Origin of the sequence: Streptomyces sp. NPDC050625 (assembly GCF_040654755.1) — a bacterium.
Lineage (GTDB): Bacteria > Actinomycetota > Actinomycetes > Streptomycetales > Streptomycetaceae > Streptomyces.
The window spans coordinates 1-14,273 of sequence record NZ_JBFAIQ010000013.1 but is presented as its reverse complement, the minus strand read 5'-3'; the positions used below and the strand labels follow the sequence as shown (position 1 = coordinate 14,273).

The 14,273-nt window shown below is 68.2% G+C and carries 12 protein-coding genes and 1 rRNA gene; 10 read left to right on the top strand and 3 right to left on the bottom strand.

Features of this window, described 5'->3' with window-relative positions; all coding sequences use genetic code 11:
* Positions 1-768 precede the first annotated feature (768 nt).
* Positions 769-2,256 (top strand): PQQ-binding-like beta-propeller repeat protein, encoded by a 1,488-nt coding sequence (locus AB0I54_RS26395; RefSeq protein WP_363298636.1) that lies wholly within the window; start codon positions 769-771, stop codon positions 2,254-2,256.
* A 51-nt stretch (positions 2,257-2,307) separates the two neighbouring features.
* On the opposite strand, the gene AB0I54_RS26390 is transcribed toward AB0I54_RS26395, so the two are convergent.
* Entirely contained in the window at positions 2,308-2,604 is a 297-nt protein-coding gene (locus tag AB0I54_RS26390) for a DUF397 domain-containing protein (RefSeq protein ID WP_363298635.1), read from the bottom strand.
* 482 nt (positions 2,605-3,086) lie between these two features.
* Here AB0I54_RS26390 and rpsO point away from each other — a divergent pair, with 482 nt between their 5' ends.
* The 5 genes from rpsO to AB0I54_RS26365 all read left to right on the top strand — a co-directional run bounded on the left by rpsO (position 3,087) and on the right by AB0I54_RS26365 (position 8,583).
* Positions 3,087-3,374: a 30S ribosomal protein S15 gene (gene rpsO, locus AB0I54_RS26385; protein ID WP_020138875.1), complete on the top strand. Its 288-nt coding sequence runs from the start codon at positions 3,087-3,089 to the stop codon at positions 3,372-3,374.
* Positions 3,375-3,684: 310 nt separating this feature from the next.
* A complete protein-coding gene (locus AB0I54_RS26380; RefSeq protein WP_363298634.1) occupies positions 3,685-5,931 on the top strand; it encodes a polyribonucleotide nucleotidyltransferase in 2,247 nt (748 codons plus the stop codon).
* A complete protein-coding gene (locus AB0I54_RS26375; RefSeq protein ID WP_363298633.1) occupies positions 5,928-7,307 on the top strand; it encodes a pitrilysin family protein in 1,380 nt (459 codons plus the stop codon). Before AB0I54_RS26380 ends, AB0I54_RS26375 begins: the two co-directional genes overlap by 4 nt.
* A 53-nt stretch (positions 7,308-7,360) precedes the next feature.
* Positions 7,361-8,113, top strand: coding sequence for a 4-hydroxy-tetrahydrodipicolinate reductase (gene dapB, locus AB0I54_RS26370; RefSeq protein ID WP_363298632.1), 753 nt, complete (start codon positions 7,361-7,363; stop codon positions 8,111-8,113).
* 17 nt (positions 8,114-8,130) lie between these two features.
* The gene (locus AB0I54_RS26365) at positions 8,131-8,583 is read left to right on the top strand and encodes a hypothetical protein (protein ID WP_363298631.1); all 453 of its coding nucleotides are present in this window, start codon (positions 8,131-8,133) and stop codon (positions 8,581-8,583) included.
* Positions 8,584-8,960: 377 nt separating this feature from the next.
* Here AB0I54_RS26365 and AB0I54_RS26360 read toward each other — a convergent pair whose 3' ends face one another.
* Both AB0I54_RS26360 and AB0I54_RS26355 read right to left on the bottom strand, forming a co-directional pair.
* Positions 8,961-9,515 (bottom strand): hypothetical protein, encoded by a 555-nt coding sequence (locus AB0I54_RS26360; RefSeq protein WP_363298630.1) that lies wholly within the window; start codon positions 9,513-9,515, stop codon positions 8,961-8,963.
* Positions 9,516-9,605: 90 nt separating this feature from the next.
* Entirely contained in the window at positions 9,606-9,842 is a 237-nt protein-coding gene (locus AB0I54_RS26355; protein WP_363298629.1) for a hypothetical protein, read from the bottom strand.
* Positions 9,843-10,052: 210 nt separating this feature from the next.
* On the opposite strand from AB0I54_RS26355, the gene thyX reads away from it, so the two are divergent.
* The 4 genes from thyX to AB0I54_RS26335 all read left to right on the top strand — a co-directional run.
* Complete coding sequence (thyX, locus tag AB0I54_RS26350) at positions 10,053-10,793, top strand: FAD-dependent thymidylate synthase (protein ID WP_363298628.1); 741 nt, start codon at positions 10,053-10,055, stop codon at positions 10,791-10,793.
* Positions 10,794-10,985: 192 nt separating this feature from the next.
* Entirely contained in the window at positions 10,986-11,885 is a 900-nt protein-coding gene (dapA, locus tag AB0I54_RS26345; protein WP_363298627.1) for a 4-hydroxy-tetrahydrodipicolinate synthase, read from the top strand.
* 128 nt (positions 11,886-12,013) lie between these two features.
* Positions 12,014-13,699, top strand: coding sequence for a ribonuclease J (locus AB0I54_RS26340; protein ID WP_363298626.1), 1,686 nt, complete (start codon positions 12,014-12,016; stop codon positions 13,697-13,699).
* A 505-nt stretch (positions 13,700-14,204) separates the two neighbouring features.
* Positions 14,205-14,273: ribosomal RNA gene (locus AB0I54_RS26335) — 16S ribosomal RNA — on the top strand; the annotation flags it as partial.

Below are 14,273 nucleotides of genomic sequence, written 5' to 3'. Positions count from 1 at the left end.
CTGGTGTGGTCGAGCACCCTCATGCCGTGCCGGGCCGACCATGTTCGTGTCGTTCTCAGTCGTCCGAAGTCGTTCGAGGTAGTCCGATCCACCGGCTCTCCCCCTGGGCCGCCGACGCCCGGTCCACGGGTTCTGGCATCGCGCCCGGTCCCAGCCTAATCACCGCACGCCCCACCTCGGCAGGCCCGTCCACCTGTCAGCACCCGCCCATCACCGCACACCTTGCCCGGAAGAGCCGTACGCAGCCTTCCTATTGGCGAACAATTGGCGAACATAACGGGCAAGACTGGCCAGTTCAGGCCATCCGGTCAGTTCATCCGCCGTGGCGTACCCAACAGTCCGATCTCACCGAGCCACCCATGCCGAGGGTTGGCAGCACCGTGACTCACAGCTCCCCAACTCCCTTGTCGGGTCCCACGAATGAGGTCCGTCCCCCCGTCTACAGGCGGACGCAGGCCGCCGCGTGATCCTGCTGACTCCACGAATGACGGGGTGGCGGTAGGGTGCCCGGTGTTCGCTTGAGCACACGCGCGGCGCAGGATTCTCACATCACGGGCGCTGAACCGTGGCTGAGGGGGAGCACAAGGTGAGCACGACGGCCACGGGGACAGCTGTGCCCGGCGCCAAGAGCCCTGCCGAAGGCGCTCCGGTCGGCTACCACCTCGTACGCCGGTACGGTGACCCGGCATCGCACCCTGTGGAGCCGCGAACTGACGCGTGTCGCACGCGGCGATGCAACCTCGACAGTCGAGAAAGGGATCTTTCAGCGTGAGCTTCGGCCCGCCTCCTTCCGTCTTCACGCAGTCCACACTGACGGCGCACGACAAGCGGAAGAGGTATCGAAGGCGTCTGTTCGGCATCGCGGCGGCCGTACTCGCTGTCGCCCTGGGTGTGGGCGGCTGGCTCCTGACGCGCGCCGGCGACGGCGAACCGTCCGACCCCCGGCAGGAGGCGGCCGCTCCCGCCGCGGACGAGGTCAGGGAGACCGTCGAGAAGATCCCGGCCACGCCCGAGGGGCAGGTGGTGGTCGACCACAACGAGGAGGGACTGGCGGGGGTCACCGAGTCGCACCCGCGCTACGCTCCCGGCACCTGGGCAACGGGCAAGATCCTCGCCAAGGGTGTGGCCGACAGGATCGTCGGCATCAAGGTCGAGCCGCACTACGACGAGACAGCCTGGACCCTCAAGCTGGACGGGCACATCTGCGCCACCAGCAGCCACGTCACGGTCGACGGCCGTACGGCCGTCGTGGTGCAGCCCGCCAAGCGCAAGGGCACCGACGGCGCGGGCATCTGCGACGAGGTGGTGTTCGTCGACCTGAACAACGGCAAGAAGCTGTGGCAGTCCTCGATGCCCTCGGCGACCTCGGCCTTTGTCACCAACACCAATCTGACCCTGACCAAGGGCGTGGTCGCCGTCGCCTGGGGCGAGGGCTCCGTGGCGTACGACATGAAGAACGGCAAGGAACTCTGGAACAGCGCGACCCGCTCCAAGTGCGAGGACCGGGGCTTCGCCGGAGGGAGGGCGCTGCTTGCTCTGGAACGCTGTGGAGAGGCGCCCGACACCACCTACCGGGTCGAGAAGCTCGACCCACGCACGGGCAAGGCGAAGTGGACATACAAGCCGGCTGCCGGAGTCGAGGCCGTCTACCTGCCGTCGTCCGACCCACCGGTGCTGGCCGTCGCGGCCGGGGACACCTCGGTCACCGACCTGATCACGCTCGACGACAAGGGCAGGCACCTCGCCACGATCTCCATGGGGAGCGGCGCATACGACCCCAAGTGCGGTGACGGGATGGGCTTCTTCGGCGTCGTCGAGAAGTGCCCCGGCATGGTCGTCGGCCGGAGCCAGGTCTTCGTCACGAGCAAGGACCAGACCGAGATCGACCAACCGGAGAACTGGATCGTCGCGTTCGACATCAAGACCGGCAAGACCGAACGGAAGATCGACGGGCGTCCGCAGTCACCGGTCTTCCCCCTGCGGATGGGCGGTGAAGACCTGCTGGTGTACCGGCGTTCGTTCAGCGACATCGAACCCGACGCCGTCGTGAGCTGGAACCCGCGCACCGGCAAGGAGACGCCCCTGCTCGTCTTCAACCTCTCGGGCGGCGACGACCACATGCTGGGCGATCCCGAGCAGTCGGACATCGTCGTGGAGCAGGGCCGGGTCTTCTTCGCGAAGCAGGAGCTGTCCGCAGACCCCAAGCGCCCGAAGGACCCCGTACTGTCGGCCCTCGGTATCGGGAGCGCCGGCTGAGCCGGAGGGATGCGTGGAGGGGCGGCACACGCGCGTGCCGCCCGTTTCCGGTCACTGCGTGGTGAGCCCTCCGTTGTGCTCCGTCGGCTCCAAGTCGAACTCCCCGTCCCGCGCTCCCAGCACGAACGCCCGCCACTCGGCCTCCGTGTAGCGCAGCACGGTGCCCGGGTCGAGGGACGACCGCATGGCCACGGCACCTTCGGGCAGGTACGCGATCTCGACCCGCTCTTCGTGCTCCTCCGTGCCCGGTGCGCAGTGCCATTCGACGTCCGAGATGTCGAGCGCGTACAGCTCGTCCCGTTCCCGCTCCTTGCGCGCCTTGAGTTCCCTGTCCTCGGCATCGGTCATGGCGACCAGGTCCTTCCTGCTGTCTCAACGAGCTGCGCAGTCACCCTACTTGCCAATGTTGTCCCAGGTCAGACGTTCACCGATGTGCGCCCCTTACGAAGGGTGACAGCAGCGTCACGGCGGCCGGCGAGCGTCCGGAGGGCGTATTCATGCACGTTCCTGTGCGGACGCCGGCTTCGCCGGGGACGGCACCTGCTCGCGTTCCTCACCTGCGGTGACTCGGCCGCACCCGCCTACCAGGGGTGGGATCGACACCGTGGCGGTCGGCATAAAGAGCGTGGGCCGAGCCGGGGCAGGGCCATCCGTCCGGGCTGGTACCCTGAGTGACGGCCGTTCGTGTACGCACCCCCGGAGCCCCGCAGGCACCCCCTGCAAGCCCTGGAGGCCGCGCGCAGCGGATCCCCGCCTTCCGAGTAACGGAAGCTCCCCCGAGACAAAGACCGGGGGCACTCGGTGGCCACTCAAGACTACGAGGAGTACGCATGTCGCTCGACGCCGCTACGAAGAAGCAGATCATCACCGAGTTCGGTACCAAGGAGGGCGACACCGGCTCCCCCGAGGTCCAGGTCGCCATGCTGTCGCGTCGGATCTCCGACCTGACGGAGCACCTCAAGACCCACAAGCACGACCACCACTCCCGCCGTGGTCTGCTCATCCTGGTCGGTCAGCGCCGCCGGCTGCTGCAGTACCTGGCCAAGAAGGACATCCAGCGCTTCCGTACGCTGGTCGACCGCCTCGGCATCCGCCGCGGTGCTGCGGGCGCCAAGTAAGACGCCGTGAAGGGGGCGGTTCCCGATAGGACTCGGGGGCCGCTCCCTTTGCCGTACGTACGGAAACGTGCGGAGTGTCACTCACGCTTTGTAGTGTGGTAGCACAACGCATTACGCATTACGGACGACACAGCACAACAAGAAGAGGAGAAAGCGCACCAAGCCGCCGCCGGTCCTCGGTAGTGGCCCCCGGGGGAAGCGAACCCCGGGTGCTTCGATCGAAGACCGGCCCGCACCGCACGGAGCGCTTCTCCGCAACCGTCCCCCTGCCATACGGGCAGCCAGGGACGAAGACGAGGAGAAAACGCTAGTGGAGAACGAGACCCACTACGCCGAGGCCGTCATCGACAACGGCGCCTTCGGCACCCGTACCATCCGCTTCGAGACGGGCCGCCTGGCCAAGCAGGCCGCCGGCTCCGCCGTTGCGTACCTGGACGACGACACCATGGTGCTGTCGGCCACCACCGCATCCAAGAACCCCAAGGACCAGCTCGACTTCTTCCCCCTGACGGTGGACGTCGAGGAGCGGATGTACGCCGCCGGCAAGATCCCCGGCAGCTTCTTCCGCCGTGAGGGCCGTCCCTCCGAGGACGCGATCCTCACCTGCCGTCTGATCGACCGCCCGCTGCGCCCGTCCTTCAAGAAGGGCCTGCGCAACGAGATCCAGGTCGTCGCGACGATCATGGCCCTCAACCCCGACCACCTGTACGACGTCGTGGCGATCAACGCCGCGTCCGCGTCCACGCAGCTGGCCGGTCTGCCCTTCTCCGGCCCGATCGGCGGCGTCCGCGTCGCGCTGATCCGTGGCCAGTGGGTCGCCTTCCCGACGCACACCGAGCTCGAGGACGCCGTCTTCGACATGGTGGTCGCCGGTCGCGTCCTGGAGGACGGCGACGTCGCGATCATGATGGTCGAGGCCGAGGCCACCGACCACACGATCAAGCTGATCGAGGGCGGCTCCGAGGCGCCGACCGAGGACGTCGTCGCCGCCGGTCTGGAGGCCGCGAAGCCCTTCATCAAGGTCCTGTGCAAGGCCCAGGCCGACCTCGCCGCGAAGGCCGCCAAGCCGACCGCCGAGTTCCCGATCTTCCTCGACTACCAGGACGACATCCTGGAGGCGCTCTCCGCCGCCGTCCGCCCGGAGCTCGCCTCCGCGCTGACCATCGCGGGCAAGCAGGAGCGCGAGTCCGAGCTGGACCGCGTCAAGGCGCTCGCCGCCGAGAAGCTCCTGCCGGAGTTCGAGGGCCGCGAGAAGGAGATCTCCGCCGCGTACCGCTCGCTGACCAAGCAGCTGGTCCGTGAGCGCGTGATCAAGGAGAAGAAGCGCATCGACGGCCGTGGCGTGACGGACATCCGTACGCTCGCCGCCGAGGTCGAGGCCATCCCGCGGGTGCACGGTTCGGCCCTGTTCGAGCGTGGCGAGACCCAGATCCTGGGCGTCACCACCCTGAACATGCTCCGCATGGAGCAGCAGCTGGACACCCTTTCGCCGGTGACCCGCAAGCGCTACATGCACAACTACAACTTCCCGCCGTACTCCACCGGTGAGACCGGCCGCGTCGGCTCCCCGAAGCGCCGCGAGATCGGCCACGGCGCCCTCGCCGAGCGCGCGCTCGTGCCGGTGCTGCCCACGCGCGAGGAGTTCCCCTACGCGATCCGTCAGGTGTCCGAGGCCCTCGGCTCCAACGGCTCGACGTCCATGGGCTCGGTCTGCGCCTCCACCATGTCGCTGCTGAACGCCGGTGTGCCGCTGAAGGCCCCGGTCGCCGGTATCGCCATGGGTCTGATCTCCCAGGAGATCGAGGGCGAGACGCACTACGTCACCCTCACCGACATCCTCGGTGCGGAGGACGCCTTCGGTGACATGGACTTCAAGGTCGCCGGCACCAAGGAGTTCGTGACCGCCCTCCAGCTCGACACCAAGCTGGACGGCATCCCGGCCTCCGTCCTGGCCGCGGCCCTCAAGCAGGCCCGCGACGCCCGTCTCCACATCCTCGACGTGATGATGGAGGCCATCGACAGGCCCGACGAGATGTCCCCGCACGCCCCGCGGATCATCACCGTCAAGATCCCGGTCGACAAGATCGGTGAGGTCATCGGCCCCAAGGGCAAGATGATCAACCAGATCCAGGAGGACACCGGCGCCGAGATCACCATCGAGGACGACGGCACGATCTACATCGGTGCCGCCGACGGCCCGTCCGCCGAGGCCGCCCGCGCCACGATCAACGGCATCGCCAACCCGACGATGCCCGAGGTCGGCGAGCGCTACCTCGGTACGGTCGTGAAGACGACCACCTTCGGTGCGTTCGTCTCCCTGCTGCCCGGCAAGGACGGTCTGCTGCACATCTCGCAGATCCGCAAGCTGGCCGGCGGCAAGCGCGTGGAGAACGTCGAGGACGTCGTCGGCGTGGGCCAGAAGGTCCAGGTCGAGATCGCCGAGATCGACTCCCGCGGCAAGCTCTCCCTGATCCCCGTGATCGAGGGCGAGGAATCCGCATCCGACAGCGGCTCCGCCGCGGGCGCCGAGGACAAGAAGGACGACACCGACAAGTGACGTCGAGTAGCTCCAAGGCGACGGCCCGCACCTCTTCGGAGGCGCGGGCCGTCGCCCGTACCCAAACCCTGATCAAGGGCACCGGAGGGATCGGTACGGTCCGTAAGACCACCCTCCCCGGCGGCCTGCGCATCGTCACGGAGACCCTGCCCTCCGTGCGCTCGGCGACCTTCGGCATCTGGGCGCACGTCGGCTCCCGCGACGAGACGCCCGCGCTGAACGGCGCCACGCACTATCTGGAGCACCTGCTCTTCAAGGGCACCGGCCGAAGGTCGGCGCTGGACATCTCCTCCGCCATCGACGCGGTCGGCGGCGAGATGAACGCGTTCACCGCGAAGGAGTACACGTGCTACTACGCGCGCGTGCTCGACACCGACCTGCCGCTCGCCATCGACGTCGTCTGCGACATGCTCACCGGCTCGCTGATCCTCGAAGAGGACGTCAACGTCGAGCGCGGCGCGATCCTCGAGGAGATCGCGATGACCGAGGACGACCCGGGCGACTGTGTGCACGACCTGTTCGCGCACACGATGTTCGGCGACAACGCCCTCGGCCGCCCGGTCCTCGGCACGGTCGACACGGTCAACGCCCTGACCGCCGACCGCATCCGCCGCTTCTACAGGAAGCACTACGACCCCACCCACCTGGTGGTCGCGGCCGCGGGCAACATCGACCACAACAAGGTCGTACGACAGGTCCGTGCCGCCTTCGACAGGGCGGGCGCCCTCAAGAGCACCGCGGCCGAGCCCGTCGCGCCCCGCAACGGCCGGCGCAGCATCCGCACCGCGGGCCGCGTCGAGCTCCTCGGCCGCAAGACCGAGCAGGCGCACGTCGTCCTCGGCATGCCCGGCCTGGCCCGCACGGACGACCGCCGCTGGGCGCTCGGCGTGCTGAACACGGCCCTCGGCGGCGGTATGTCCTCCCGTCTCTTCCAGGAGGTCCGGGAGAAGCGCGGCCTGGCCTACAGCGTGTACTCGTACACCTCGGGCTTCGCCGACTGCGGCCTCTTCGGCGTGTACGCCGGCTGTCGTCCCTCGCAGGTCCACGACGTGCTGAAGATCTGCCGTGACGAGCTCGACCACGTCGCCGGGAACGGTCTGTCGGACGACGAGATCGGCCGTGCCATAGGGCAGTTGCAGGGCTCGACCGTCCTGGGGCTTGAGGACACCGGCGCGCTGATGAACCGTATCGGCAAGAGCGAGCTGTGCTGGGGCGAGCAGATGTCCGTCGACGACATGCTGACCCGGATAGCGGCCGTGACCCCGGACGAGGTCCGCGAGGTCGCCCGCGACATCCTGGGACAGCGCCCGTCGCTGTCGGTCATCGGCCCGCTCAAGGACAAGCAGGCCTCCCGGCTGCACGACGCCGTCGCCTGAAACCCTCCGGCTGAACACCCCCGGCCGAACTTCTCCGGTTAGGAAGCAAGAAGATGAGCAAGCTGCGCGTGGCGGTCCTCGGTGCCAAGGGCCGGATCGGTTCCGAGGCGGTACGGGCCGTCGAGGCCGCCGAGGACATGGAGCTGGTCGCCGCCCTCGGCCGGGGCGACAAGCTGGAGACCCTGGCGGAGACCGGTGCCCAGGTCGCGGTCGAACTGACCACCCCCGCCTCGGTGATGGGCAACCTCGACTTCTGCGTGCGCCACGGCATCCACGCGGTCGTCGGCACGACCGGCTGGACCGACGAGCGCCTGGCGCAGCTCAGGGGCTGGCTCGCCCAGTCCCCGGAGGTCGGCGTGCTGATCGCGCCGAACTTCTCCATCGGGGCCGTCCTGACCATGAAGTTCGCGCAGATCGCGGCACCGTACTTCGAGTCGGTGGAGGTCATCGAACTCCACCACCCGAACAAGGTCGACGCCCCGTCCGGCACCGCCACGCGCACCGCCCAGCTCATCGCCGAGGCCCGCCGCGCCGCCGGCACGGCACCGGCACCGGACGCGACCGTGACGGCCCTGGAGGGTGCCCGGGGCGCCGACGTCGACGGCATCCCGGTGCACGCGGTCCGTCTGCGCGGCCTGCTGGCCCACCAGGAGGTCCTGCTGGGCGGCGAGGGCGAGACCCTCACCGTCCGCCACGACTCCCTGCACCACAGCAGCTTCATGCCGGGCATCCTGCTCGGCGCCCGCCGAGTGGTGTCGACTCCAGGCCTGACGTTCGGCCTGGAGCACTTCCTGGACCTGGGCTGACCGAGGAACCCCAGCACATGCGCGCGAAGATCTCCTATGCCGTGACAGCCGCCGTCCTGGTCTTCTACTTCGTCCTGGTCGGCAGCCGCGGTGTCATGCTCATCCAGTCCGGCACGCTCATCACCGTCACCTTCGGGGTCGCGGTGCTGATCCTGCCGGTGATCGGTCTGTGGTTCCTGTGGAAGAACACCCAGTTCGTCCGCAACGCCAACCGGCTCGCCGCCGAGCTCGACGCGGAGGGCGGCCTGCCCGTCGACGAACTCAAACGCACCCCCGGCGGCCGTATCGACCGTGACTCGGCCGACGAGGTCTTCGCCAAGCGCAAGGCCGAGACGGAGGCGTCCCCCGACGACTGGCGCAGCTGGTTCCGCCTGGCCGTCGCCTACCACGACGCCCGCGACACCCCCCGAGCCCGCAAGGCAATGCAACGAGCCATCACCCTCCACACAGCCAAGCCGACCCAGCCCTGACGGGGAGGCGTACGCGTAGGCATCAGGGGGCCGGCCCGCACTACGACGGACCGGCCCCTACGCCTTGCTTCCGCCGCTGGCCCGGCGGGCACTGGGCCGCGGATGCTTTCATGCGGGGCCCTTTCGCTTTGCTTCCGGCATCTCTGCTGGTCCTCAGCCGCCCATGTCTTCGACCGGCCTTGGCCGTGGGCGTACCGGAGCGGACCTTTATCCGCACGTGTGTACGAGAAAGGGGCTGGCCCGAACTATCGCGGACCGGTCTTGCGCTTTGCCTGGGGCCTTAGTCCCGCCACATTCCGCCGTCCGCGCCTGCACGAGAGGTCTGCCCGCATCACCGCGGACCGGTCCCTTCGCGTCACCCCGGGCGGCAGCCCCCGTCAGCCCCGGCGGTACTCCGCCGCCCAGGCCTCCACCGCGTCCGCTGCCCTGTCGAAGGCCGAGGAGCGGCTCAGGAAGTCGAGGCCGTGTGTGGTCAGCAGCGGGGCCGTGTCCTCGGCCGGGCGGTCCTTCCGTACGAAGGTCAGCGCCTGGCCCTGCACCGTGCGAGGAAGGCCCAGCCAGCGCACCGGCTGCTGCGCCGTGCGCACCGAGACCACCCGCTTCCAGGGCACCGTACGCGTCACGAGGAAGGCCACCTGGCGCACCCCGTGCGCGCTCACCCACACGCCCATGCGCAGCAGCCGCAGCGCGCTGGCGATGATGGCCAGCGCGATGCAGAGGATCACCGCGGCGGAGGAGGACGAGCCGGTCAGGGCGATGAGGACCGCCGCGAACAGCACGTACGAGGCGAGGAGAAGGCACAGCGCCGCGACGGCCACCCGCCACGGCCCGGGCCGGTAGGGGCGCCGCCAGCGCGTGCGGTCGTCGTACGGCAGGGCGGCGTCGTCGGCTGCCTCGAAGGTGCGGTCGGCCGTCAGGAAGGGCAGGGGCACGGCTGGTCCTCACTCATTCCATGCATGGGCTGTGCCCGGTGAGGCTATCCGCCCGGGTACACGCTCACCACCCTTGGGGGGCCGGAAGGGTCAGTGCCCCTGGGACGCCTGGGAGTGCTCGGTCTGCGTGGTGGAGGGGGTGGACAGCGCCGGCCCACCGAGGACCACGGCGCCCACGAGCCCGGCGACGATCGTGAGCCCCAGCAGCCAGCGCCCGGCCATCTGACCGACGGAAGACCGCTGACGGGGCGGTGGAGCGACATTGCTGCGGAACGTGTCGGCTTCGGCGAGGAAGGCGAACGGGACGGGCTCGCGCCGACGGAACATCGGACTGCGTCTCCCTTCGGGGATCGAACGAGTGGGTCTCACCAACACAGACGAGCGAGAGACGCAAAAGGTGCCCTCTTGCCCCGAATTCACAGAAGTTCTCCGAAGTTCGCCGAAGATGTCGCGCCCCGGTACCGAACGCCCCGATGTCAGTGCCGGGCCGTAGAGTGGGCGCCGCCCGAGAGAAGTGATGGAAGGACCCTCCGAGCCGTGACCGACACCCCCGCCGACGCCCTCAAGCCCAGCTTCCGGAGCGACGTCACCGTAGAGCTGGTCAAGCACAGCGCGGCCGACTCCGACGTGCTGTGGGCCGCCCGCGTCTCCACCGCCGGCGAGCAGTCGCTGGACGAGCTGAAGAAGGACCCGGAGCGCTCCAAGGGCCTGATCAACTACCTGATGCGGGACCGGCACGGCAGCCCCTTCGAGCACAACTCGATGACGTTCTTCATCAGCGCCCCGATCTTCGTGTTCCGCGAGTTCATGCGGCACCGAGTGGGCTGGTCGTACAACGAGGAGAGCGGCCGCTACCGCGAGCTCCAGCCGGTCTTCTACGTGCCCGACGAGTCCCGCAAGCTGGTCCAGGAGGGCCGCCCGGGCAAGTACGTCTTCGTGGAGGGCTCCCAGGCCCAGCAGGAACTGGTCGGCCGCGTGATGGAGGACTCGTACGTCCACGCGTACGAGGCGTACCAGGAGATGCTCGCTGCCGGAGTCGCCCGCGAGGTGGCCCGCGCGGTCCTCCCGGTCGGCCTGTTCTCCTCGATGTACGCCACCTGCAACGCCCGCTCGCTGATGCACTTCCTCGGCCTGCGCACCCAGCACGAGCTGGCCAGGGTGCCGTCCTTCCCGCAGCGGGAGATCGAGATGGTCGGCGAGAGGATGGAGGCCGCATGGGCCGAGCTCATGCCGCTGACGTACGCCGCATTCAACGCCAACGGCCGCGTCGCGCCGTAGCGCGGTACACCTGTGCGGTCAGCCTGGTGAAGTGTCCGTATTGCGGCATTTGTGGAAGTTCATCTAGCCTGATCAAACGGACCCGGCACTGCTTGAACCCCCGAGCAGGCAGTGCCGGGCTCCACATTTGTCATGACTTTCCCCGCACCCCAAGGGCAGACCACGTATTGGGCAGCGAGTAGCGTGTTACCCATGGCTCCGACCTCCACTCCGCAGACCCCCTTCGGGCGGGTCCTCACCGCCATGGTCACGCCCTTCACGGCGGACGGCGCACTTGACCTCGACGGCGCGCAGCGGCTCGCCACCCACCTGGTGGACGCAGGCAACGACGGCCTGATCATCAACGGCACCACCGGTGAGTCCCCCACCACCAGCGACGCGGAGAAAGCGGACCTCGTACGAGCCGTACTGGAGGCCGTCGGCGACCGGGCCCACGTCGTGGCCGGCGTCGGCACCAACGACACCCACCACAGCATCGAGCTGGCGCGCGCTGCCGAGCGGGTGGGCGCACACGGCCTCCTGGTCGTCACCCCGTACTACAACAAGCCCCCGCAGGAGGGCCTGTACCGGCACTTCACGGCCGTCGCCGACGCCGCCGAGCTGCCGGTCATGCTGTACGACATCCCCGGCCGCAGCGGCGTCCCGATCAACACGGAGACACTCGTCCGCCTCGCCGAGCACCCGAGAATCCTCGCCAACAAGGACGCCAAGGGCGACCTCGGCCGCGCCAGCTGGGCCATCGCCCAGTCCGGCCTGGCCTGGTACTCCGGTGACGACATGCTCAACCTGCCGCTGCTCTCCGTGGGCGCGGTCGGCTTCGTCTCGGTCGTCGGCCATGTGGTCACTCCGGATCTGCGGGCCCTCGTCGAGGCCTTCACCTCCGGCGACGTACAGAAGGCCACCGAGATCCACCAGAAGCTGCTCCCGGTCTACACCGGCATGTTCCGCACCCAGGGCGTCATGACGACGAAGGCCGCGCTCGCCCTCCAGGGCCTGCCCGCCGGGCCGCTGCGCGCGCCCATGGTCGAGTGCTCGACCGAGGAGATTGCCCAGCTCAAGATCGATCTTGCCGCGGGCGGGGTACAGCTCTGACACCAGACTTCACAACTGAATAGGCAGGACACCGGTGCCTGCACCCCACAACGACAACTGCTTCTGCACGAACGTCACGCGCGCCACGTGCCCTACCGGTACGTGGCGTGCGTGGTGAGGAGAGTCTTTTGAGTCATCCGCATCCTGAACTGGGCCCGCCCCCGCCGCTCGCCGAAGGTGGTCTGAGGGTCACCCCACTCGGTGGCCTCGGCGAGATCGGCCGCAACATGACGGTCTTCGAGTTCGGCGGCCGCCTGCTGATCGTCGACTGCGGTGTGCTTTTCCCCGAGGAGGAGCAGCCCGGAATCGACCTGATCCTGCCGGACTTCTCGTCCATCAGGGACCGCCTCGACGACATCGAGGGCATCGTCCTCACCCATGGCCACGAGGACCACATCGGCGGTGTTCCGTTCCTTCTCCGCGAGAAGCCGGACATCCCGCTGATCGGCTCCAAGCTGACCCTCGCGCTCATCGAGGCGAAGCTCCAGGAGCACCGCATCCGCCCGTACACCCTGGAGGTGGCCGAGGGGAACCGCGAGCGCGTCGGCCCCTTCGACTGCGAGTTCGTCGCGGTCAACCACTCCATCCCGGACGCCCTGGCCGTGGCCATCCGCACTCCCGCCGGCATGGTGGTGCACACGGGCGACTTCAAGATGGACCAGCTGCCGCTGGACAACCGTCTGACGGACCTGCACGCGTTCGCGCGCCTGAGCGAGGAAGGCATCGACCTCCTCCTCAGCGACTCCACGAACGCCGAGGTCCCCGGCTTCACCCCGCACGAGCGGGACATCTCCAACGTCCTGCGCCAGGTCTTCGCGGGCGCCCGCAAGCGGATCATCGTGGCGAGTTTCGCCAGCCACGTCCACCGCATCCAGCAGATCCTGGACGCGGCACACGAGTACGGCCGCCGGGTCGCCTTCGTCGGCCGCTCGATGGTCCGCAACATGGGCATCGCCCGCGACCTCGGCTATCTGAAGGTCCCACCGGGCCTGGTGGTCGACGTCAAGACGCTGGACGACCTGCCGGACAGCGAGGTGGTCCTGGTCTGCACGGGCTCCCAGGGCGAGCCGATGGCGGCCCTGTCCCGGATGGCCAACCGTGACCACCAGATCCGCATCGTTGACGGCGACACGGTCATCCTGGCCTCGTCCCTCATCCCCGGCAACGAGAACGCGGTCTACCGCGTCATCAACGGTCTGACCCGCTGGGGCGCGAACGTCGTCCACAAGGGCAATGCCAAGGTGCACGTTTCCGGCCATGCCTCCGCGGGCGAGCTGCTGTACTTCTACAACATCTGCCGCCCGAAGAACCTCATGCCGGTCCATGGCGAATGGCGCCACCTGCGGGCCAACGCCGAGCTGGGCGCCCTGACGGGTGTACCGCACGACCGGATCGTCATCGCCGAGGACGGCGTGGTCGTCGACCTCGTCGAGGGCAAGGCGAAGATCTCCGGCAAGATCCAGGCCGGTTATGTGTACGTCGACGGCCTCTCGGTCGGCGACGTCGGCGAGCCGGCGCTCAAGGACCGCAAGATCCTCGGCGACGAGGGCATCATCTCGGTCTTCGTGGTGGTCGACTCGTCCACCGGCAAGATCACGGGCGGCCCGCACGTCCACGCCCGCGGCTCCGGGATCGACGACTCTGCCTTCGGAGAGGTCGTCCCGAAGATCACCGAAGTCTTGGAGCGGTCGGCGCAGGACGGCGTCGTAGAGCCCCACCAGCTGCAGCAACTCATCCGCCGCACGCTGGGCAAGTGGGTCTCGGACACCTATCGGCGCAGGCCGATGATCCTGCCGGTCGTCGTGGAGGTCTGACACACGTACGACCCCTCGTACGCGTGAACCCGGAGCGGGGCGCCTCGATTTGCATCGGGGCGCCCCGCTCCAGTACGTTTACGGCTCCGCCTGAACGGGAACCCACTGCCGCCGTGTGCGCGTAGGGGGTCGTCCCGGAGCGGGTGGAAATTCCGACTCAGAATCTCTGATAAAGTCGGAGCCGCCGGAAAGGGAAACGCGAGAGCGGGAACCTGGAAAGCACCGAGGAAATCGGGTCGAGAAAAGATCTGATAGAGTCGGGAACGCAAGACCGAAGGGAAGCGCCCGGAGGAAAGCCCGACAGGGTGAGTACAAAGGAAGCGTCCGTTCCTTGAGAACTCAACAGCGTGCCAAAAGTCAACGCCAGATATGTTGATACCCCGTCCACCAGATTGTTCTGGTGGCGAGGTTCCTTTGAAATAACACAGCGAGGACGCTGTGTGCGAGGGGACTATTCCTCCTCTCGCACCGCTCTCGTGGTGTTCATCCCGATCACGGGAAAACATTCACGGAGAGTTTGATCCTGGCTCAGGACGAACGCTGGCGGCGTGCTTAACACATGCAAGTCGAACGA